Below are 21,118 nucleotides of genomic sequence, written 5' to 3' on the forward strand. Positions count from 1 at the left end.
CTTTGATTCGCTTGCGCTCACCCTTCGGGCCAGCCTTCGGCTGTTACTCCCGTTGGTCGCTGCGCCTTGTCAGGCTCTCGCTCGCGAGATCCTGAACAGGCTCACAGGATGGAGAATTGACTGAGGAAAGTGCACAATGGTCCGTTAACGAGCGGGGCGCTGGCCTGTGACTTTCCCCATGCCCCGGCAGTCTACTGCTACACGAAGCCATACCCAGAGCGACCTTTGGAGTCGCCAGAGCCTGGACCTAGGCCAGCTACAGGAGCTTGCATGACCAAACAACACGCCTTTACCTACGAAGACTTGCTGCGCTGCAGCCGTGGCGAGCTCTTCGGGCCGGGCAACGCCCAATTACCCGCGCCGAACATGCTGATGATCGATCGGATCGTGCATATCAGCGAGGTAGGCGGGAAATACGGCAAGGGCGAACTGGTGGCGGAACTCGATATCCGTCCCGATCTCTGGTTCTTCGGTTGCCACTTCGAAGGTGATCCGGTGATGCCGGGCTGCCTGGGCCTGGACGCCATGTGGCAACTGGTCGGCTTCTACCTCGGCTGGCAGGGCAATCCGGGTCGCGGTCGCGCCCTGGGCTCCGGCGAAGTGAAGTTCTTCGGCCAGGTACTGCCGACCGCCAAGAAGGTCACCTACAATATCCATATCAAGCGCACTATCAACAGGTCGCTGATCCTGGCCATCGCCGATGGCACCGTAAGCGTGGACGGCCGCGAGATCTACTCCGCCGAAGGTCTGCGCGTCGGCCTGTTCACTTCCACCGATAGCTTCTAAGGGCTTTTCGCATGCGTCGCGTCGTCATTACCGGTCTGGGTATCGTTTCGTGCCTGGGCAATGATAAAGACACCGTTTCCGCCAACCTGCGCGCGGGCCGTGCCGGCATCCGTCACAACCCGGAATACGCCGAGATGGGTCTGCGCAGTCAGGTTTCCGGTTCCATCGACCTGAATCTCGAAGAATTGATCGACCGCAAGGTCAAGCGCTTCGTCGGCGATGCCGCCGCCTACGCCTACCTGGCGATGGAGCAGGCGATCAAGGATTCCGGCCTGTCCGAAGAGCAGGTGTCCAACCCCCGTACCGGCCTGATCGCCGGTTCCGGTGGCGCTTCCACCTTCAACCAGATGGAAGCCCTGGACATCCTGCGCGAGAAGGGCGTCAAGCGCGTCGGTCCCTACCGCGTGACCCGGACCATGAGCAGCACGGTCTCCGCCTGCCTGGCCACCCCCTTCAAGATCAAGGGCCTGAACTACTCCGTGGCCTCGGCCTGCGCCACCAGCGCCCACTGCATCGGCCTGGCCATGGAGCAGATCCAGCTCGGCAAGCAGGACGTGGTCTTCGCCGGCGGCGGCGAGGAAGAGCACTGGACCCAGAGCATGCTGTTCGATGCCATGGGCGCGCTCTCCAGCGACTACAACGAGACGCCGGAAAAGGCCTCCCGTGCCTACGACAGCAAGCGTGACGGTTTCGTCATCGCCGGCGGCGGCGGCATGGTGGTGGTCGAAGAACTCGAGCACGCCCTGGCCCGCGGCGCCAAGATCTATGCCGAGATCGTCGGCTATGGCGCGACCTCCGACGGTTACGACATGGTCGCCCCGAGCGGCGAAGGCGCCATCCGCTGCATGCAGCAGGCGCTGTCCACCGTCGATGGCGAGATCGACTACCTGAACACCCACGGTACTTCCACCCCGGTGGGCGACGTGGCCGAGATCAAGGGCGTTCGCGCCGTGTTCGGCGACAAGGCACCGGTCATCAGCTCCACCAAGAGCCTGTCCGGTCACTCCCTGGGTGCTGCCGGTGTGCACGAGGCCATCTACTGCATGCTGATGATGGAAGGCAACTTCATCGCCGGCTCGGCCAACATCGACGAGCTGGACCCGGAAGTCGCTGACATGCCGATCCTGCGCGAGACCAAGGAAGACGCCCAGCTGAACCTCATCATGAGCAACAGCTTCGGCTTCGGCGGCACCAACGCTACCCTGGTCCTCAAGCGCTGGCAGGGCTGACAGGCCTCGCTCGTGTGATCCAAACGGCGCCTCTGGCGCCGTTTTTCATTTCTGCTCGCGGACCGGCTGAACCGGTCATGAGCCCCACGGTCGAAGGCGCCAGCGCTTCGCCTGCGAACCTCCAGGAAGAATGGATTCAGCAGCGCGAATAGCTTAATCTCGCGCCGCTTCGCTGTGCCCGCACAGCTGCCATAGACAGCGCTGTCCGAGTAGATCGGGCAGACACAAGAAACCGTCGTACCCATGGAGCCCCAATGCACAATCAAAACCAGAGCTACCGCGGACCCCTGATCGTCCTCACCCTGCTGTTCTTCATGTGGGGGCTGATCACCTCGCTGAACGACATCCTCATCCCCCACCTCAAGGCGGTCTTCACCCTCAGCTATCTGCAGGCCTCGCTGATCCAATTCTGCTTCTTCACCGCCTACTTCATCGTCTCCTTTCCGGCGGGTCGCCTGGTGGAGAGCCTGGGCTACAAGAAGGGCATCATCGTCGGCCTGCTCACCGCCGGCGTCGGTTGCGTGCTGTTCTATCCCGCGGCTGGAGCCCACTCCTACGGCTTCTTCCTGACCGCCCTGTTCGTTCTGGCGGCCGGTATCACCGTACTGCAGGTGGCGGCCAATCCCTACGTCACCATCCTCGGCAAGCCGGAAACCGCGGCCTCGCGCCTCAACCTCACCCAGGCCTTCAACTCCCTGGGCACCACCGTCGGCCCGCTGGTCGGCGCGGTGACCATCCTGGCCCTGGTGGGTGAAGACTCCGCCGCCCATTCGGTGCAGTTGCCCTACCTGATCCTGGCCGGCATGCTGGTCGCCCTGGCCGTCATCATCGGCCTGTTCCGCCTGCCGCAGATCAAGGACACCGAACAGGACAACGCCACCGACGAGAACGCCCTGACCGCCAACAGCGTCTGGGCCTATCGCCACCTGCTGCTCGGCGTGGTCGGCATCTTCATGTACGTGGGCGCGGAAGTGTCCATCGGCAGCTATCTGGTGAGCCTGATGGAGAGCCCGGACGTGGCCAGCCTGGATGCCGCCACCGCCGCCAAGTACCTGTCCCTCTACTGGGGTGGCGCCATGGTCGGTCGCTTCATCGGCGGTGTGATCATGACCAAGGTGCGGCCGAACCTGGTGCTGAGCTGCAACGCCATCGCCATCGGCGTGCTGCTGGCCGTGGCCGTGCTGCAGGGCGGCAAGGTCGCCATGTGGTCCCTGCTGGCCATCGGCTTCTTCAACTCCATCATGTTCCCGACCATCTTCTCCCTGGCGCTCAAGGGTCTGGGCAAGTTCACCTCCAAGGGTTCGGGCCTGCTGTGCATGGGTATCGTCGGCGGCGCCCTGGTGCCGGCCATCCAGGGCTACTTCGCCGACACCATCGGCCTGCTGCCCTCCTTCGTCATCCCCCTGCTCTGCTACGTCTACATCCTGTTCTACGGCGTGATGGGCTACCGCCCCACCCTGCGTCGCTGATCCACCCCGAAGCGCTGGCGCCCCGCCAGCGCTTCACCCCTCCTCCTGCCCCTCCCGTTTCTTCCCCCGCTTCGCGCTTCCGCAACCGACCTGTCACCCCCCGGATGGCGCGCTGCCCTCGCCTGCCTGACGTCACTGCCCATCCCTTCAGCCACACCCTGGCCCGCGGTGCGATAACGCCTGGTGTCCTCGCCTTGCGTCCTGCGATTGCCCGCGGGCCCGTAAGCCCTCTCGCTGGCACTCAGCAGCAGCCAACGCAGCCTCCGGCAGGGCCGTGCCGGAGCCAGCCGAGCACCCGGAGCCTGAGGCCCGCCACAACCCCATCGCCCCTGCCCCGGCCAAATCGCGCACAAAAGAAAACGCCCGCATCTCTCGACACGGGCGTTTCGGTGTTGCGGGAGAGCGGCTCGGGGAGCGGCCCTCGGCTAGGCTCAGGCGGTCTGACGTGCTTCCTCGATCTCGACGAAGTTCGGGCCACGAGCGAGTTCGGTCTTCAGAGTCTGCTCGTCCAGCTGGCCGCACCATTTGGCGACCACGATGGAGGCCACGCCGTTGCCGACCAGATTGGTCAGGGCGCGAGCCTCGGACATGAAGCGGTCGATACCCAGGATCAGCGCCAAGCCAGCGACCGGTACGTGACCGACGGCAGACAGGGTGGCGGCCAGCACGATGAAGCCGCTACCGGTGACGCCCGCAGCGCCCTTGGAGGAGATCAGCAGCACCAGCAGCAGGGTGATCTGGTGGGTGATGTCCATCTGGGTGTTGGTGGCCTGGGCGATGAACACCGCGGCCATGGTCAGGTAGATGGAAGTACCGTCGAGGTTGAAGGAGTAGCCGGTGGGGATCACCAGGCCAACCACCGACTTTTCGGCGCCCAGCTTCTGCATCTTGGTCAGCATGCGCGGCAGGGCGGACTCGGAGGACGAGGTACCCAGCACGATCAGCAGTTCTTCACGGATGTACCTGATGAACTTGAGGATGCTGAAGCCGTGGAAGCGGGCTACGGCACCCAGCACCACCAGCACGAACAGCAGGCAGGTGATGTAGAAGCAGGCCATCAGGTAGCCCAGCTGCACCAGGGTGCCGACGCCGTACTTGCCGATGGTGAACGCCATGGCACCGAAGGCGCCGATGGGGGCGAGCTTCATGATGACGTTGATGATGTTGAAGAAGACGTGGGAGATACGGTCGATGAAGTTGAACACCAGTTGGCCGGTCTCGCCCAGGCGATGCAGGGCGTAGCCGAACAGCACGGCGAAGAACAGCACCTGGAGGATCTCACCGGTAGCGAAGGCGTTGACCACCGTCGACGGGATGATGTTCAGCAGGAAGTCGATGGTGCTCTGCTTCTCGCCAGCCGCAGCGTAGGCCGCGATGCCCTTGGTGTCCAGGGTGCTGACGTCGACGTTCATGCCGGCGCCCGGTTGGACGACGTTGACCACGATCAGGCCGATCAGCAGGGCGATGGTGGAGAAGATTTCGAAGTACAGCAGGGCCATGCCGCCGGTCTTGCCGACCGCCTTCATGTTCTGCATGCCGGCGATACCCGTCACCACGGTGCAGAAGATGATGGGCGCGATGACCATCTTGATCAGCTTGATGAAACCGTCGCCCAGCGGCTTCATGGCGGCGCCGGTCTGGGGATAGAAGTGGCCGAGCAGCACACCCAGGATGATGGCGACGATCACCTGGAAGTACAGACTCTTGTAGAGGGGTCGTTTGACGGGCAGCTTGGGCGCGGGAGCGGTAGTAGTTGTTGTGTCGACGGTTGCTGTCATGGCTCTTTCCCTTGTGGCCACTACCTGACGTCCTGTCTCGAGTGGGCACCTGACTGAAAGTGGCTCTCTCATCCTGAGAGCTTTTTGTTGTGGACCCGATGGCCGCGCGACGGTGACACCGGTATCTGCCTGTAGCTAAGCAATAGCCGTTCCACTTTTGCCTGCGCAATCAAATGGCCAGCTTTCATGCACCTTTCAGTCGAAAGTCTAGTGGCGAAACCGGGGCGGGACTCCGCCACCCGACGAAAGTGGGCGGAAATCCCCCATCGTCCCAGGCGGTTTTCCGCCCATGAGGATCGGTAGTCGGCTATCCTCGGCAGCCTTTCGCGGGACCGCGGTATGAACCGCCACCTCCCCGGCCAAGTAGAATGCCGGGATCACCCTGCCACCGTACCCACCATGCAAGTGAAGGATCTACCGGGCTGCTGCACCCTGCCCGCCCCCCTCGCCCCCCTGGGCGAAGACCTGGCGTCGCTGGAAGTCTTCTGCTGCCGCTTCGATGCCACCCAGGTCGACTTCGAGCGCGATACCTCGCGCCTTGGCGTGCAGCCACCGGACAACCTCTGGCGCGCCGTGGCCAAACGCCAGGCCGAATACCTCGCGGGGCGTCTCTGCGCCCGGGAAGCCCTGCGGCGCCTGACCGGCAGCGCCCAGGTCCCGGGACACCGCAGCCAGGACCGCGGCCCGGCCTGGCCGGCGGGCCAGGTGGGGGCCATCACCCATAGCCACGGCTGGGCCGCGGCGGCGGTGGGTCGGCAGCAGGAGTACCTGGGCATAGGCCTGGACGCCGAGTCGCTGCTCGAACCCGCCAAGGCCCTGCGCCTGGTCGACCAGATCCTCACCCCGGCCGAACTCGCGCGCCTGCATCCTCTCGACGAAAGCGAGCAGGCCTTCGCCATCACCCTGGCCTTTTCGGCCAAGGAAAGTCTGTTCAAGGCGCTCCATCCCCAGGTGCAGCGGATGTTCTTCTTCCAGGACGCCGAGATCCTCGCCTGGGATCGAGCGTCCGGTCGCTTCGCCATCCGCCTGCTCAGCGACCTGTCCCCGCGCTGGAGCGCTGGAGCCGAGCTGAGTGGTCACTTCCAGCTGGATGACGAGCAGCGGCTGCTGACGCTACTGGCGGTGCGCGCCCAGGACCATGGCTACGTTTCTCTAGCTATATAAGGAAGGCGACCGTGGGCAGGAGGGAAACGGCACCGAGGCGGAAGGTCGCACCGTCTATCTATCGTTTTCTTATGTCGGCTGGGACGCTCATAGCGAACCGGTATATCCCGCCACTTTGCTGGATGCGACAGGGGCGGCGCCTGTACGTTATTTGACCAGCAGGCTCTGAGACCGGAGTTCGCGAGGGCTGGCCTGGGCCTACCCCCAGGATACCCCCCAGTACCGAACAGCTTATCCACTCGTTATCCACAGCCGAAAACGTGATAAACGCGACATCTAGTGGCCAGTAGCGCATCGCACCACCATATATAGCAGTTCGTCGGTGGTGGCTGGGACGGCGAAACACCCCCCTGTCAAGACTGTCTCTCCTTGCGAGGAGGGCTTATCCTGTCGTCCGAATTATGAATTTCCAGGGTCCTGGACCCCGCCCGTCGACACCTTCGGGAGTCGGCGTCGGCACGGCTTTTCGTGGGAATCTTCATTGGTAGTCGCGTGACGTCCGCGTCGCGCAGGCCCTGGGCCAACCCTCTTCCGGACCGTCGGCTCGCCGCCGGTCCCCTATTTCAGATCAAGGGAGATCCGCATGCACACCGACCTGACCCGCGAGCAAGCCCAGCAGGGCCGCCCGGCGCAAGAGGCCAGCCAGGACCTGGGCGCCACCGCCCCCGGCCAACTGCGCGTCATCAAGCGCAACGGTACCGTCGTCCCCTACACCGACGACAAGATCACCGTGGCCATCAGCAAGGCTTTCCTCGCCGTGGAAGGCGGTACCGCCGCGGCTTCTTCGCGCATCCACACCACCGTCAAGCAGCTCACCGACCAGGTCAGCAGCACCTTCAAGCGCCGCATGCCCTCCGGTGGCACCATCCACATCGAGGAAATCCAGGACCAGGTCGAACTGGCCCTGATGCGCGCTGGCGAGCAGAAGGTCGCCCGCAGCTACGTGATCTACCGTGAAGCCCGCAGCCAGGAGCGCAAGCAGGGCGCCGCCAGCGACATCGCCGAGCCGCACCCGAGCATCCGCGTGACCAAGGCCGACGGCACCACCCAGCCGCTGGACATGGGCCGCCTGAACACCATCATCAGCGAAGCCTGCGAAGGCCTGGAAGAGGTGAACGGCGAGCTGATCCAGAAGGAAACCCTGAAGAACCTGTACGACGGCGTGGCCGAGAAGGACGTCAACACCGCCCTGGTGATGACCGCCCGCACCCTGGTCGAGCGCGAGCCGAACTATTCCTACGTCACCGCCCGCCTGCTGATGGACAGCCTGCGCGCCGAAGGCCTGAGCTTCCTCGGCGTGGCCGAGTCCGCCACCCATCACGAGATGGCCGAGCTGTACGCCAAGGCCCTGCCCGCCTATGTCGCCAAGGGCGTGGAGCTGGAGCTGCTGGACCCGAAACTGGCCAGCTTCGACCTGGAGCGCCTCGGCGCCGCCATCGATCACGAGCGCGACCAGCAGTTCACCTACCTGGGTCTGCAGACCCTGTACGACCGCTACTTCCTGCACAGCCACGGCACCCGCTTCGAGCTGCCGCAGCTGTTCTTCATGCGCGTGGCCATGGGCCTGGCGCACATGGAGAAAGACAAGGAAGCCCGCGCCATCGAGTTCTACAACCTGCTGGCCAGCTTCGACTACATGGCGTCCACCCCGACCCTGTTCAACGCCGGCACCCTGCGTCCGCAGCTGTCCAGCTGCTACCTGACCACCGTGCCCGACGACCTGTCCGGCATCTATGGCGCCATCCACGATAACGCCATGCTGTCGAAGTTCGCCGGCGGCCTGGGCAACGACTGGACCCCGGTGCGTGCGCTGGGCTCCTACATCAAGGGCACCAACGGCAAGAGCCAGGGCGTCGTGCCCTTCCTCAAGGTGGTCAACGACACCGCCGTGGCGGTCAACCAGGGCGGCAAGCGCAAGGGCGCGGTCTGCGCCTACCTGGAAACCTGGCACCTGGACATCGAGGAATTCCTCGAGCTGCGCAAGAACACCGGTGACGACCGTCGGCGTACCCACGACATGAACACCGCCAACTGGATCCCCGACCTGTTCATGAAGCGCGTCTTCGAGGATGGCAACTGGACCCTGTTCTCCCCCGCCGACGTGCCCGACCTGCACGACCTCTACGGCAAGGCCTTCGAAGAGCGCTACGAGTACTACGAAGCCCTGACCGAGTACGGCAAGCTCAAGCTGCACAAGACCATCAAGGCCAAGGACCTCTGGCGCAAGATGCTGTCCATGCTGTTCGAGACCGGCCACCCGTGGCTGACCTTCAAGGACCCGTGCAACCTGCGCAGCCCGCAGCAGCACGTGGGCGTGGTGCACAGCTCCAACCTCTGCACCGAGATCACCCTGAACACCAACAAGGACGAGATCGCCGTGTGCAACCTGGGTTCGGTGAACCTGGTGAACCACATCGTCGACGGCAAGCTGGACGTGGCCAAGGTCGCCCGCACCGTGAAGACCGCCGTGCGCATGCTCGACAACGTCATCGACATCAACTACTACTCGGTGCCCCAGGCGGAGAACTCCAACCTCAAGCACCGTCCGGTGGGCATGGGCATCATGGGCTTCCAGGACGCGCTGTACCTGCAGCACATCGCCTACGGCTCCGATGCCGCCGTGCAGTTCGCCGACACCTCCATGGAAGTGATCAGCTACTACGCCATCCAGGCCTCCTGTGACCTGGCCGAAGAGCGTGGCAGCTACTCCAGCTTCCAGGGTTCGCTGTGGTCCCAGGGCATCCTGCCGATCGATTCCGAGAAGCGCCTGATCGAAGAGCGCGGCGCCAAGTACATCGAGGTCGACCTGTCCGAGACCCTGGACTGGGCCCCGCTGCGCGAGCGGGCCAAGAAGGGCATCCGCAACTCCAACATCATGGCCATCGCGCCGACGGCGACCATCGCCAACATCACCGGCGTGTCCCAGTCGATCGAGCCGACCTACCAGAACCTCTATGTGAAGTCGAACCTCTCGGGCGAATTCACCGTCATCAACCCCTACCTGGTGCGCGACCTCAAGGCGCGCGGCCTGTGGGATTCGGTGATGGTCAACGACCTCAAGTACTACGACGGCTCCGTGCAGCAGATCGAGCGCATCCCGCAGGATCTGAAGGACCTCTACGCCACCGCCTTCGAAGTGGAGACCAAGTGGATCGTCGAGGCCGCCAGCCGGCGCCAGAAGTGGATCGACCAGGCGCAGTCGCTGAACCTGTACATCGCCGGCGCCTCGGGCAAGAAGCTCGACGTGACCTACCGCATGGCCTGGTTCCGCGGCCTGAAGACCACCTACTACCTCCGTGCCCTGGCCGCCACCAGCACCGAGAAGTCCACCATCAACACCGGCAAGCTGAACGCCGTGAGCGCCGATCCCATCACCGGCGTCCAGGCCAGTGCAGCGCCCGCCCCGGCCCAGAAGGTCGAAGCCGCCCCGGCCGCCGCTCCGGCTCCGGTGCCCAAGGCCTGCAGCCTCGACGATCCCGAGTGCGAAGCCTGCCAGTAACCCCCGCGCCGCCGCTCCTACGCTTTCTGTAGGAGCGGCCCATGGCCGCGATCCCTTCTATCCGCCCTGCCGCCAAGACGGGGCCCACCCAGGAGACACCCCATGCTGAACTGGGAAGAATTCGACAAAGACGACGACACCACCACCGCCAAGCCCGCCCAAGCGGCCGGCCAGGCCCCCGCCCAGACCGAGCGCCTGGACTCCGAGGGCGACGCCCTGGTCCATGACGCCCGCGCCCTGTCCGCCGACGACTCCGACGCCGTGGCCCGCGCCAAGGCCGCGCTGAACGAACTGGACATCCAGGAAGGCCTGGACGACCTGGAAGGCTCTTCCGCGCGCGTGCACGTCGGCGACAAGCAGATGATCAACGCCCGCGCCGATCTCAACCAACTCGTGCCCTTCAAGTACGACTGGGCCTGGCAGAAGTATCTGGATGGTTGCGCCAACCACTGGATGCCCCAGGAAGTGAACATGAACGCCGACATCGCGACCTGGAAGAGCGCGGACGGCCTCACCGAGGACGAGCGCCGCATCGTCAAGCGCAACCTCGGCTTCTTCTCCACCGCCGACTCCCTGGTCGCCAACAACCTGGTCTTGGCCGTCTACCGCCTGATCACCAACCCCGAGTGCCGCCAGTACATCCTGCGCCAGGCCTTCGAAGAGGCGATCCACACCCACGCCTACCAGTACTGCATCGAGTCGCTGGGCATGGATGAAGGCGAGATCTTCAACATGTACCACGAGATCCCGAGCGTCGCGAAAAAGGCAAGCTGGGGCCTCAAGTACACCCGCTCCATCTCCGACCCCGAGTTCAAGACCGGCACCCCGGAGACCGATCGCCAGTTCCTCAAGAACCTGATCGCCTACTACTGCGTGCTGGAAGGCATCTTCTTCTATTGCGGCTTCACCCAGATCCTCTCCATGGGTCGCCGCAACAAGATGACCGGCACCGCCGAGCAGTTCCAGTACATCCTGCGTGACGAGTCCATGCACCTGAACTTCGGCATCGACATGATCAACCAGATCAAGATCGAGAACCCGCAGCTGTGGGATGCCCAGATGAAGGACGAGGCCACCCAGATGATCCTCCAGGGCACCCAGCTGGAGATCGAATACGCCCGCGACACCATGCCCCGCGGCGTGCTGGGCATGAACGCGGCGATGATGGAGGACTACCTCAAGTTCATCGCCAACCGCCGCCTGACCCAGATCGGCCTCAAGGAAGAATACCCGGGCGCCACCAACCCCTTCCCCTGGATGAGCGAGATCATGGACCTGAAGAAGGAGAAGAACTTCTTCGAGACGCGAGTGATCGAGTATCAAACGGGTGGGGCGTTGAGCTGGGACTAAAACAGTCAGCTCATTGATACGGAATGAAGTATCAGATAGATATCTATCGGAATAAAAGCTAGTACTTTGCCTCGCACCGCGGGGCAATTTTTTATGGATAAAAAATGCAAAACGCAAAACTAAGACTACAGCACTTAGCTTTGGAACTTAAAAAACGTGCAAAATACCGAGCCAAACTTGCCGAAATAAAGATAAAAGATTACAAAAGGCATCTAAATCCTTCTTTAGCCATATTCACATTCAGCATCGCAGCCGTAATCTCAGCTACAACAATATTATATATAGAATTTAAGCCCTATCTGGCAAGCCAATGGCTGGAAGGAAAATCGATAGACCCAGAAAAAATGGGGCAAGCAGGAGATTTCTTTGGGGGCTTTCTAAACCCACTGCTAAGTTTCATAGCGCTAATGGCAGTACTCTATACGGTAAGACTACAACGAAAAGAGCTTAATGAAACAAGAGAAGAATATAAGGCAGCCAATAAAATACAAGCCTATCAGACCGAAGTCTTTGAAAGGCAAAATTTTGAATCGGTGCTTTTTAGACTTATGGAAATACATAAGCTTGTAGCTGATGAACTACGAGGATTCGGCAACAACAGAAACTGCCAATTCAAAAAAACCAGCCACCTTATAAAACAACAAATTAAAAACAGCACATCGACCACACCAGTAAAAGATAAGCTATCAGCTATTTTTGGCGACCAATTCGAAAATAACATAGAACAACAAAAGTTCATCAAAGAACTTTATGATTCTCACGAGAGAGCCAACATTAAAGCCCATATGATATCTTGCGCCGAGAACATCCTAAAAAAGGATAACGGCGGCGCATTCGATCACTACTTCAGAAACATGTTTCAGATATTAAAAACAATAGATAACTATGGAAGAAAATCCACACAAAGCCAGAAAAGAAATAGGCACATGAACGAACCAAAAACAATGTATTTTGAAAAAAGAAGATACGCAAGCATGCTGAGAGCACAGCTTCAACAGCCAGAGCTTGAAGTAATATTTTTTAACTGCCTTACTCAAAAAGGGCGGGGATTGAAATACTTCGTGGAAAAATACTCCATACTAAAACATATAAATTTTGAATTCATAAGCCACAATCAGGACCAAATTGATCTCTTCCATAAATTTGCCTACAATAGCTCCGAAGAAATATTAAAATTAAAATCTTGGTAAATCCCATATAGCAAACCTTGAGGTAAACCATGAAAAAAAGCATAAAAACCATATCGCTTTGGACTGGAATAATTGGCGCCATCGCTACATGCCTTTCATTTCTAACGCAATCCACCAGTGCGCAATCGACCACAGGCAATTACAGTCCCGCGGTAAATGGAAACGGAAACACTATAAATTATGGAGGGCTAAATTTTAACCCAGAAGCAATACGCAAGAACAAGCCCAACATAACACTAGATCAATACAATGCACTTAAACCAGGCATGACCTACGCAGAGACTTTAGAAATAATAAAGATCCCCGGCACGCAGAGCGCGATGTCTAATAACGTAGAAACTTACACATGGGGAAACGCTACTTATATATACCTTGTACTAACTTTTGTGAATGGCAAACTGCATTCAAAGAGCCAAAGCTCCCTATAGAGCAAAAATCACTTATTGAATAATCTTTTCAGTATCCGAGCACCCAACAATCTATAGACGAATTTTCTTGACTCTTAACCACGCAACCTGAACATTCGCAGAAATTATTTATATAAGAATATTGGCCAACCCAGAGACTATCCAACAGAGGCTTTGCCCCTAAGTGTTGGCCTCGGCTCTTACATGGAAAAGGCTGCTCCATTTTCTACCCTAATTTAAGTCTGATACCTCGCTACAGGTGTTACTGGACTCAAGGACGACCCATGCCCCTTTGGACCGACCAACCCGCCACCGACACGGATGCCGTCTTCGATTTCATCCTCGAGTTCTCCGGTACCTTCCTGCGGCGTCATGCTTCGCTGCTGGCCAAGGTGCTACCGCCAACTCTCGGCTTCGGGATGTTCCTGGCCTATTTCGCCCGTAACCACTTCTATCCCAGCTTCGATCTCTTCCAGTTCTCGTCGCTGCTGCTGGCGGCCGCCTGCCTGGGCTTCCTGACCATTGGCGCCTTCGTTGCTGCACTCTTCCTGCCAGGCGCCTGGGTCTATTACGGATTCATCAATACGCCGGCGATTAAGGAAGACATCAACTATGCACTTCCCTATCGCGGTGAAGGACGCTTTCGCAAACTCATGCTATTGATGGCACTGGTGTTCTTTGTGCCTTATCTACTAATAGGGCTGAGCGATGCAATTATTCTATTCTTCATTGACCCAGAGCTATTCCCAGGCGTTTCTCTGTTGGCTCCCGTACTTATCACGCTACTGGCAGGTATCGTCGTCCAGTGGCTTTTCAAGCTGCAGTCTTTCAGCTTCTTGAAGTTCGTCTGGCAGGCGTATGTTCCCGTTATGGCCGTCGGCTACTTCATCGTATGGATGCTAGGCAAGGCCTATCCACTGGTGAACGAGTGGCCTCTCTTCACCAAATGGGCGACGCTTTGCGCCGCGCCCCTCGCCATTGCTTTCGTCGTGACGATGACCTCCATGATCTTCATCGCCGGCTGGAATGCAGCGTTGATGTTTTCCCTGTTCTTCGCGCTCTTTCTAGCCGGCTATAGCGGGGTGCTTACCACCCTGCCCGAAACCATGGTCAAGACGCTGGGCCTGGGCAACTACCAGGCCAAGGCCATCGTGCTGGATGCGTCCTATTGCGCCAAGGAACAGGCCAAGGTGCTGCCTACGAACGACCAATGCGTGCTGCAGGATGTGCAGGTGGTCTGGTCGTTAGGAGAGGCCTTCGTGCTGCGGCTGGCGGATGGCGGCACGGCGCGGTTGCCGGCCACGGCGATTCGGGCGTTGGTGAAGCCCTAGAGGAATCCAGGTCCAGCCCTTGCCGACGTGAGAGTGAAGGCTTGAGCCCTCGGCCAGGGGCGGGCGAGAGCGTTCAGCGAGCGGCTTGAGCGGGCGTAGGGTGGACAACGCGCAGCTTGGCCACGCGGGACTGGGTGCGAGTGGAAAAGGCTGCGCCGTTTTCCACGCTACGGGAGAGCGCTCCCGTCACTCGCCTAGGAGGCCCGGCCGGTGCCGTTGCGGTGTGGGCAGGTTGTCGTGGGAGCCTATCGTTGAAGGCGGCGCGGCACGGTGGCGCGGGATCACTCTTTCCCTTTGCCACCCTTGGCGTTCGGCTGGCTGGGGCCGGCCTTGACGAAGGCGAGGATGACGTCGCGTACCACCTTGCGCTGTTCGTCGGGCAGGTTGAGGAAGGCCTCGATGGCTTCGCGCTCGGGATAGTGCTCGGGCTTCGCCCAGTTGCCCCTTGGCTCGCGCACGTTCGCCACGGCCTGTTCGCCGTAGCGCAGGACCTGGGGTTCGATGTGCAGCCACTGGGCCAGTACCTGCAACTTGTCCTGAGCGGGAATGGACTTGCCACCCAGCCAGCGGGACACCGCCTGGAAGGTGACGGAGCGTCCCCAGTAACGGGAGTTGAACTCGCGCTCCAACACCGCGGGCCGGTCAGGGTAGCCGGCCGCGAGCATGGCGGAGCGCAGACGCTGGGCGAAGTCGAGTTTGTCGTTCATGGGGCGGACGTTAAAGTCCGCTTCCAGCCTGGACTGAACATTCGATTGCGGAAAAATTGAAATTCATGATTTCATCCAGGCGGTAGGAGGACCATGAGGGTCCTGTGGTGGGCAGCGGCCGCTCGGTGGCTGCGTTCCCAGCGATGGTGCCTAGAGACGGAGATCAGGGAATGTCCACGCCCCATCTTTTGCATTTCGCGGGTCGTCCCCTGCGGGTCTATCAGTTCTTCGATGGGCAGCTGTGGTTCGATTGCCGCGATGTCGCCAAGCTGCTGGATTACCCGGACCCACTGGAAGCCGTGCGCCGTCACTGCAAGCGCGACGGCGTGCACCAGGGGCTCGGCGAGCGGCCAACCCTGCTGATCGATCTCCCCAACACCCTGCGCCTGCTGATCGGCAGCACCAGCGAGCGCGCCGGGCCGTTCGAGGACTGGCTCAGGCGCGACTGCCTGAAGCTGTTCCTCGGCCGCCTCCTGCAGCCCGGCGAAGGCCGGCTGCTGCTGGACGGCCAGCCGCTGAGCCGGCTGTGCTGGCGTGACCAGTACTGGGTGAAGCTCGCCGACGTCGCGGAGGCGATCGGACCGCGCTTGCGGCTCAACCGGGGGTATTGAGCGGAGTCCTCACCCCGCGGCTGGGACCTTGCTCGAACTGCCGATCACCCAGCGCACGGGTGTCGTCTCGGCGACGGCGCGTTCTTGCTGCTGCCCTCAAGACAGGATCGGTCTGGCCGATAACCTTCAGCGGCTGCGCTTGCAACCTGCCCCCTGGTGGCTTTCCACGGGGCATCTTAGCCTATCGGACGTCAGACAGGGCGCCCGACCGCGGTAAACTGGCAGCCTGCGCCAGGTCTCTCCTTGTCCGCTACGTGCTCGACGGCACGTCGGGCAGGCTCCGGTATTCGTTGCACGCTGCAAAGGTCCGCCTCCCCCATGGCCCTCGATGCCCCTACTCTCCTGACCATCACCATCGCCCTGGCGGCGGCAGCGGCTGGCTACCTGGCCATCGAATGGCGCTCGGTGCGCGAGTCCGCGTTGGTCTACTGGGGCACCGGGTTCGCCCTCATCGGCGTGGGCTGCGTGCTCGCCCTGTTGCGCAGCCAGGGATTCCTGCTGGTGGGGATTTGGTTCGCCAACGGCCTGCTGGTCTTCGTCCATGGGCTGTTTCTCCTCGGTGTCGCACGCTTCACCGGGCGCCGCCTGAGCCTGGGCTGGTGGGCCTTCGCGCTGCTCTGGCTGGGGCTGTTGCTGCTGCCGAACGAGCCCTGGTGGTCCAAGGTGCTGCTGGTGGTGCAGTCGGCGCTGATCGGCACCCTGGCGGTACGGGCGGGCCTGCTGCTGCGACGGCGCCATGCCGGCGAGCGGCAACTGCGCTATGTGCTGCTGGGCCACGGCTCGTTCTATTTCGCCAAGATGATCCCGCCGCTGATGCCCGGCGCCCTGCTCAACCTGGAGTCCTATCGCGGGGCGATCATCCAGGTGTCCCTGGTGGAGGGGGTGATGGCGGTGATGCTGATCGCCCTGTCGATGACCGGCACGGTGCGCTATCGCCGCGAGCAGCGCATCGAGCGCCTGGCGGGCAGCGATCCGCTGACCGGGCTGCACAACCGGCGCGCCCTGGAGACGGAGGCGCCCCGGCTGCTCGGCATGGCGACGCCCGCGTGCCCGGGCGCCCTGCTGCTGATCGACCTGGACAACTTCAAGCTGGCCAACGACCTGCATGGCCATGCGGCGGGCGACGGCCTGCTGATCGCCCTGAGCGAACTGCTGCGCAGCGCCCTGCCCCGTCATTCGCTGGCGGCGCGGCTGGGCGGCGATGAATTCGTGGCGCTGCTGGGCGGCATGGGCCATGCCGAGGTGGTAGCCCTGGCGGACGGCCTGCGCGAGCGCTTCAGCCTGCTGGCGACCCAGCGCCTCGCCACCCCCGAGCGGGTCACCCTGAGCATCGGCGCGGTGCTGTTCGATCAGCCACCGCGGAGCCTGGCGGACCTGCTGGCCCAGGGTGATCGGGCGCTGTACGAGGCCAAGCGCGGCGGACGCGATGGGGTGCGGCTGAGTAAGGGGTGAAGGGCGACGGGATGATCGCTTAGGCTTGAGCGATTGCCTGGGCGGAGTCGCCATGCCCATCGCCCTCGAATCGCCCGACCAGCCCGAGGTGATCGCCCTGATCGCCGAACTGGACGCCTATCAGGACGGGCTCTATCCACCCGAGAGTCGTCATGCCTTGGATCTCGCATCCTTGATGCAGCCGAAGGTGCTGTTCCTGGTGGCGCGTGACGAGCGTGGGAGAGCGCTTGGCTGCGCCGCCATGGTGCTCAACGAGGGCTACGGGGAGATCAAGCGGATGTACGTGAGCCCCTCGGGGCGGGGTCAGGGGTTGGGTAGGCGTTTGCTCGCTGGGCTGGAGGCTGAGGCGGTCACGACAGGATGCAAGCGGGCGATGCTGGAGACTGGTCCTTACCAACCTGAGGCGCTGGCGTTGTATAGGGCAGCGGGCTACGAACGGCGCGGACCTTTTGGTGGGTATCGGGATGATCCCTTGAGTGTGTTCATGGAGAAACGGTTGGCACTACAGGATGGATAATACGGAGTTTGTACTTGGCTGGCTTTCATGGGTGCGAGTGGAAAAGGCTGACGCCGTTTTCCAAGCTACAGATGCCTACACCGTAGGGTGGACAACGCGAAGCTTGTCCACGCGGAAGTAGCGGGTAACGCGTTGGCAGACATGAGTGGAAAAGGCTGCGTCGTTTTCCATGCTACGGGCAATGAGCTACTGTCTCTGCATTCGCTCAAGGAAGAGCTGCCATGTCTCGTTATCGTCGTGCCCGTATACCGGGTGCCTCCTATTTCTTCACTGTCGTCCTCGCGGATCGGCGTAGCGATCTTCTGACTCGTCATATCGATCTGCTTCGCGACACGGTGCACGCGACGCGGCTGCGCCATCCCTTCCATATCGATGCCTGGGTGACCCTGCCCGACCATCTGCATTGCGTCTGGACCTTGCCGGAAGGAGATGCCGATTTTGCGCTGCGTTGGAAGGTGATCAAGTTTGGGTTTTCCAAACGCTTGCCGGCAGATGAAGCTCGTACACCGACGCAGCGGGCACGAGGTGAGCGCGGGGTGTGGCAGCGACGGTATTGGGAGCATCTCCTACGGGACGAGCGGGACTACCAGTGTCATCTGGATTACATCCACTTCAATCCGGTCAGGCATGGCCACGTCGACGCGGTGAAGGACTGGCCTTATTCGAGCTTTCATCGAGCGGTGCGGGAGGGACTGTATCCAGAGGATTGGGGTGGGGATTTCGTGGTGGAGACGGGACGTTGGGGAGAGTAGCCCGCGGAAAAGGCTATCGCCGTTTTCCATGCTACGGAGGCAGCCGGAGGCGGGCGTAGAGTGGACAACGCAAAGCTTGTCCACGTGGATACGGGGTGGAGCTTGGAGTGGTCGGTGGAAAAGGCTGCGCCGTTTTCCACGCTACGGGGTGAATTCCGCCAACAGGAATTCCACGAAGCTTCTCACCGTCACCGAGCGCCATCTCGTCTGGGGATAGAGCGCATGCAGCGGCCGGGTGAGTTCCTGGCCCTGGAAGAGGCGCACCAGGTGGCCGGCGGCGACGTCGTCCTGCAGTAGGAAAGCCGGCTGGAGGATGATGCCGAGGCCCTGCAGGGCGGCCAGGCGCAGGGCAGGGCCGTTGCTGAGGTGCAGGCGGCCGGGTGGCAGCGGGCCGAAGGTGGCGCCGGTCTGGGTACGCCACTGGGCCAGGGCGCGGGGGTCCATGCCGAGACAGTCGTGGCTGTGCAGATCGGCCACGCCTTCGGGCGTACCGTGGCGCGCCAGATAATCCGGCGCGGCGCAGCACCACACCACATAGGGTGCCAGCGGTCGAGCCACCAGGGAGGAGTCGGCCAGTTCGCCGATACGGATGGCGATGTCGATGCCCTCCTCCACCAGATCCTGCACCCGGTCGCTCAATACCAGATCGAGGGTAACCTGGGGATGCCGCTCCAGGTATTCGCCGAGTCGCGGCGTGAGGCCATAGGTGCCGAAGGATACCGGCGCCGAGACGCGCAGGATGCCGGCGGGCGCCAGACGCTGGGTTTCGGCCTGGCGGTCGGTGTCGGCGACCAGGGCGAGGATCTCGCGGCAACGGGCGTAGTAGCCCTCGCCAAAAGTAGTCAGCCGCTGCCGTCGGGTAGTGCGCACCAGGAGCTGCAAGCCCAGACGCTGTTCCAGGGCGCGCAGGTGGTTGCCGGCCATGGTCGGCGAGATGCCTTGCGCCTGGGCCGCTGCGGCCAGGCTGCCGCGCTCCACCACGGCGACGAACACCTGCATGCTGTCGAGCAGATCCATTCCACACTCCTGCTAAGGAATCCTCGCATTGGGAGGGCGTTTATCTCATTTGGGTGGTGGGTGAGGCTAGTGGCGTGGATGAGGTGGCGGAGTGGTGGGCTCCGGTACTCAGCCAACCGCGTGGAAAAGGCTGCGCCGTTTTCCACCCTACGACCCTGACTTGGAGAATCGATCATGGACCTGCAACTGCACGACCGTACCGCCTTGGTGACCGGCGCCAGCATGGGCATAGGCGTGGGCATCGCCCGTATCCTGGCGGCCGAAGGCGTTCGGCTGGCGATCACCGCGCGCCGGCGGGAAGCCCTGGAAGAATTGGCCGAAGAGATTGCCGCAGCGGGTCATCCAAAGCCGCTGGTGATCGCGGCGGATATCGCCGATGCCGAGGACGTCCAGCGCCTGGCGCGGGAAGCCGAGGAAGGGCTGGGCCGGGTGGATATCCTGGTCAACACCGCAGGCGGCCATCGCAGCCTCCCCCTGGATGCGGGTGACGATCTCTGGGAGGAAGCTTTCGCCCTGAACTTCGCCTCCGCCCGCCGCCTGACCCAGGCGCTGCTGGGAGGGATGCGCGAAAGACGCTGGGGACGGATCGTGAATTTCAGCGGAAGCATGGAGCCACGCGAGATCAACGCGGCCGGCGCGGCCAAGGCGGCGATCCAGTTCTGGTCCAAGGGGCTGGCGAGTCAGCTGGCGGCCGAGGGCATCACGGTCAATACCATCGCCCCCGGGCGGATCAATTCCGAGCAGATCCTGCAGCGGCTGCATCCGACACCCGAGGCGCGCCAGGCCTTTATCGTCCGACACATTCCCATCGGCTATTTCGGCGAGCCGGAGGACGTGGGGCATCTGGTGGCCTTTCTCGCCTCACCGCTGGCGCGCTACCTCACGGGTGATGTGATCGCGGTGGACGGCGGGATGCATGCCCATGCCCACTAAGACTCTGTACAGAGTCTGCTGCGCGTCGGCCAAACTGCGTTGAAAAGGCCTTCGGAATGCTCATTTACCACTCGTAAACTCCGCTTCCTCAGGCCTTTTCGCCTTGTTTGGCTCTAGCTCGCGAGACTTTGAACAGACTCTAGCGCCTGACGCAGACGAACAGCGCATTGCCCGCCTCGCCGGCCCAGGGCTCGATGCGCTGGTAGTCGTGCTCCAACATCTCGACGTCGAAGAGTGGCTCCAACAGCGCCTGTAGCTCGGGGAAGTCCACCGCCACCATGGGGTGTTCGTCCTGCCAGGTCTGCTGCTCGCCGGCGTGGCGGCGTTCGATGCGCAGCCGGAGTTGCTGGTGCTCGCCCTCGCCGGGGTAGTGCCAGGCGGAGGCGAAGCTGAAGTGGCCATCGGCCCGCTCGATGCTGTGGCCGACGCTGGAGCCATTGTCGATACGGCGCTTGTCGACGGCGTTGAAGCAGAACAGGCCGCCGGCGGTCAGGGCCGCCTGGACCTGCGTCAGGCAGGCCTGGAGCCGTACAAGGCTGCCGCTGTAGTGCAGGGAGTAGAGAAAGCAGGTGATCAGGTCTACCGGCTGCTCCAGTTCGAAGGCGCACATGTCCTGGCAGGAGAACTGGGCCTCGGGGCAACGCAGCGCGGCCTGGGCCAGCATCGGCGGATTGAGGTCCAGCCCGCTGCTCTGGAAGCCGGCATCGAGGAAATGCCGCACATGGGGGCCGGTGCCGCAGGCGAGGTCCAGATGGCGGGTGCCGCCGTTGCCGAACAGGCGCTGCAGGCGCAGCACCGCCTGGCTCTGGGCCCGGTAGTCGATGTCGGCGCAGAGCAGATCGTAGTAGGCCGACAGGTCGGTGTAGAGGGCGGTGGCGGACATCGCAGGGGCTCGGGGCTGGAGGCGCGGGCGCGCATCTTAGTCG

The 21,118-nt window shown here is 62.0% G+C and carries 17 protein-coding genes; 13 read left to right on the forward strand and 4 right to left on the reverse strand.

Annotation, left to right across the window (positions count from 1 at the left end; genetic code table 11):
• Positions 1–270 precede the first annotated feature (270 nt).
• The 3 genes from fabA (at position 271) to RND78_RS10375 (ending at position 3,484) form a co-directional block, all read left to right on the forward strand.
• Positions 271–786, forward strand: a complete 516-nt coding sequence (fabA, locus tag RND78_RS10365) for a 3-hydroxyacyl-[acyl-carrier-protein] dehydratase FabA (RefSeq protein ID WP_058761548.1) — start codon at positions 271–273, stop codon at positions 784–786.
• A gap of 11 nt (positions 787–797) precedes the next feature.
• The gene (fabB, locus tag RND78_RS10370; protein WP_312728448.1) at positions 798–2,015 is read left to right on the forward strand and encodes a beta-ketoacyl-ACP synthase I; all 1,218 of its coding nucleotides are present in this window, start codon (positions 798–800) and stop codon (positions 2,013–2,015) included.
• A 254-nt stretch (positions 2,016–2,269) separates the two neighbouring features.
• A complete protein-coding gene (locus tag RND78_RS10375) occupies positions 2,270–3,484 on the forward strand; it encodes a sugar MFS transporter (protein ID WP_312728449.1) in 1,215 nt (404 codons plus the stop codon).
• Positions 3,485–3,915: 431 nt separating this feature from the next.
• Here the strand turns inward: RND78_RS10375 and RND78_RS10380 are convergent, their stop codons facing one another.
• On the reverse strand, positions 3,916–5,262 hold the full coding sequence (locus tag RND78_RS10380) for a dicarboxylate/amino acid:cation symporter (RefSeq protein ID WP_312728451.1): 1,347 nt from the start codon (positions 5,260–5,262) through the stop codon (positions 3,916–3,918).
• A gap of 339 nt (positions 5,263–5,601) precedes the next feature.
• On the opposite strand from RND78_RS10380, the gene RND78_RS10385 reads away from it, so the two are divergent.
• The 5 genes from RND78_RS10385 to RND78_RS10405 all read left to right on the forward strand — a co-directional run bounded on the left by RND78_RS10385 (position 5,602) and on the right by RND78_RS10405 (position 14,203).
• Positions 5,602–6,426, forward strand: a complete 825-nt coding sequence (locus RND78_RS10385) for a 4'-phosphopantetheinyl transferase superfamily protein (protein WP_312728452.1) — start codon at positions 5,602–5,604, stop codon at positions 6,424–6,426.
• A 583-nt stretch (positions 6,427–7,009) separates the two neighbouring features.
• Complete coding sequence (locus tag RND78_RS10390) at positions 7,010–9,925, forward strand: ribonucleoside-diphosphate reductase subunit alpha (RefSeq protein ID WP_312728455.1); 2,916 nt, start codon at positions 7,010–7,012, stop codon at positions 9,923–9,925.
• Positions 9,926–10,027: 102 nt separating this feature from the next.
• Entirely contained in the window at positions 10,028–11,275 is a 1,248-nt protein-coding gene (locus RND78_RS10395) for a ribonucleotide-diphosphate reductase subunit beta (protein WP_059226754.1), read from the forward strand.
• 104 nt (positions 11,276–11,379) lie between these two features.
• Positions 11,380–12,465, forward strand: a complete 1,086-nt coding sequence (locus tag RND78_RS10400; protein WP_312728458.1) for a putative phage abortive infection protein — start codon at positions 11,380–11,382, stop codon at positions 12,463–12,465.
• 691 nt (positions 12,466–13,156) lie between these two features.
• Positions 13,157–14,203, forward strand: coding sequence for a hypothetical protein (locus RND78_RS10405; RefSeq protein ID WP_312728459.1), 1,047 nt, complete (start codon positions 13,157–13,159; stop codon positions 14,201–14,203).
• A 281-nt stretch (positions 14,204–14,484) separates the two neighbouring features.
• Here RND78_RS10405 and RND78_RS10410 read toward each other — a convergent pair whose 3' ends face one another.
• A complete protein-coding gene (locus tag RND78_RS10410; RefSeq protein WP_312728460.1) occupies positions 14,485–14,910 on the reverse strand; it encodes a transcriptional regulator in 426 nt (141 codons plus the stop codon).
• 170 nt (positions 14,911–15,080) lie between these two features.
• Here RND78_RS10410 and RND78_RS10415 point away from each other — a divergent pair, with 170 nt between their 5' ends.
• The 4 genes from RND78_RS10415 (at position 15,081) to RND78_RS10430 (ending at position 18,242) form a co-directional block, all read left to right on the forward strand.
• Entirely contained in the window at positions 15,081–15,521 is a 441-nt protein-coding gene (locus RND78_RS10415; protein ID WP_312728461.1) for a BRO family protein, read from the forward strand.
• Between the two features lie 318 nt (positions 15,522–15,839).
• Entirely contained in the window at positions 15,840–16,973 is a 1,134-nt protein-coding gene (locus tag RND78_RS10420) for a GGDEF domain-containing protein (protein ID WP_312728462.1), read from the forward strand.
• Positions 16,974–17,025: 52 nt separating this feature from the next.
• The gene (locus RND78_RS10425) at positions 17,026–17,490 is read left to right on the forward strand and encodes a GNAT family N-acetyltransferase (protein WP_312728463.1); all 465 of its coding nucleotides are present in this window, start codon (positions 17,026–17,028) and stop codon (positions 17,488–17,490) included.
• A 221-nt stretch (positions 17,491–17,711) separates the two neighbouring features.
• Positions 17,712–18,242 (forward strand): REP-associated tyrosine transposase, encoded by a 531-nt coding sequence (locus tag RND78_RS10430; protein WP_312728465.1) that lies wholly within the window; start codon positions 17,712–17,714, stop codon positions 18,240–18,242.
• A gap of 141 nt (positions 18,243–18,383) precedes the next feature.
• On the opposite strand, the gene RND78_RS10435 is transcribed toward RND78_RS10430, so the two are convergent.
• Positions 18,384–19,259: a LysR family transcriptional regulator gene (locus RND78_RS10435; RefSeq protein ID WP_312728467.1), complete on the reverse strand. Its 876-nt coding sequence runs from the start codon at positions 19,257–19,259 to the stop codon at positions 18,384–18,386.
• Between the two features lie 174 nt (positions 19,260–19,433).
• On the opposite strand from RND78_RS10435, the gene RND78_RS10440 reads away from it, so the two are divergent.
• Entirely contained in the window at positions 19,434–20,192 is a 759-nt protein-coding gene (locus tag RND78_RS10440) for an SDR family oxidoreductase (protein WP_312728469.1), read from the forward strand.
• A gap of 139 nt (positions 20,193–20,331) precedes the next feature.
• On the opposite strand, the gene RND78_RS10445 is transcribed toward RND78_RS10440, so the two are convergent.
• On the reverse strand, positions 20,332–21,075 hold the full coding sequence (locus RND78_RS10445; protein ID WP_312728472.1) for a class I SAM-dependent methyltransferase: 744 nt from the start codon (positions 21,073–21,075) through the stop codon (positions 20,332–20,334).
• Positions 21,076–21,118: the final 43 nt, after the last annotated feature.

The organism is Pseudomonas oryzihabitans, from assembly GCF_032027545.1.
In the GTDB taxonomy this organism is placed as follows: Bacteria; Pseudomonadota; Gammaproteobacteria; order Pseudomonadales; family Pseudomonadaceae; genus Chryseomonas; species Chryseomonas oryzihabitans_F.

Bases quoted from the DNA above. Each gene is read 5' to 3' on its own strand.
- fabA (WP_058761548.1), top strand. From the start codon at position 271: ATGACCAAACAACACGCCTTTACCTACGAAGACTTGCTGCGCTGCAGC.
- fabB (WP_312728448.1), top strand. From the start codon at position 798: ATGCGTCGCGTCGTCATTACCGGTCTGGGTATCGTTTCGTGCCTGGGC.
- RND78_RS10375 (WP_312728449.1), top strand. From the start codon at position 2,270: ATGCACAATCAAAACCAGAGCTACCGCGGACCCCTGATCGTCCTCACC.
- RND78_RS10380 (WP_312728451.1), bottom strand. From the start codon at position 5,262: ATGACAGCAACCGTCGACACAACAACTACTACCGCTCCCGCGCCCAAG.
- RND78_RS10385 (WP_312728452.1), top strand. From the start codon at position 5,602: ATGAACCGCCACCTCCCCGGCCAAGTAGAATGCCGGGATCACCCTGCC.
- RND78_RS10390 (WP_312728455.1), top strand. From the start codon at position 7,010: ATGCACACCGACCTGACCCGCGAGCAAGCCCAGCAGGGCCGCCCGGCG.
- RND78_RS10395 (WP_059226754.1), top strand. From the start codon at position 10,028: ATGCTGAACTGGGAAGAATTCGACAAAGACGACGACACCACCACCGCC.
- RND78_RS10400 (WP_312728458.1), top strand. From the start codon at position 11,380: ATGCAAAACGCAAAACTAAGACTACAGCACTTAGCTTTGGAACTTAAA.
- RND78_RS10405 (WP_312728459.1), top strand. From the start codon at position 13,157: ATGCCCCTTTGGACCGACCAACCCGCCACCGACACGGATGCCGTCTTC.
- RND78_RS10410 (WP_312728460.1), bottom strand. From the start codon at position 14,910: ATGAACGACAAACTCGACTTCGCCCAGCGTCTGCGCTCCGCCATGCTC.
- RND78_RS10415 (WP_312728461.1), top strand. From the start codon at position 15,081: ATGTCCACGCCCCATCTTTTGCATTTCGCGGGTCGTCCCCTGCGGGTC.
- RND78_RS10420 (WP_312728462.1), top strand. From the start codon at position 15,840: ATGGCCCTCGATGCCCCTACTCTCCTGACCATCACCATCGCCCTGGCG.
- RND78_RS10425 (WP_312728463.1), top strand. From the start codon at position 17,026: ATGCCCATCGCCCTCGAATCGCCCGACCAGCCCGAGGTGATCGCCCTG.
- RND78_RS10430 (WP_312728465.1), top strand. From the start codon at position 17,712: ATGTCTCGTTATCGTCGTGCCCGTATACCGGGTGCCTCCTATTTCTTC.
- RND78_RS10435 (WP_312728467.1), bottom strand. From the start codon at position 19,259: ATGGATCTGCTCGACAGCATGCAGGTGTTCGTCGCCGTGGTGGAGCGC.
- RND78_RS10440 (WP_312728469.1), top strand. From the start codon at position 19,434: ATGGACCTGCAACTGCACGACCGTACCGCCTTGGTGACCGGCGCCAGC.
- RND78_RS10445 (WP_312728472.1), bottom strand. From the start codon at position 21,075: ATGTCCGCCACCGCCCTCTACACCGACCTGTCGGCCTACTACGATCTG.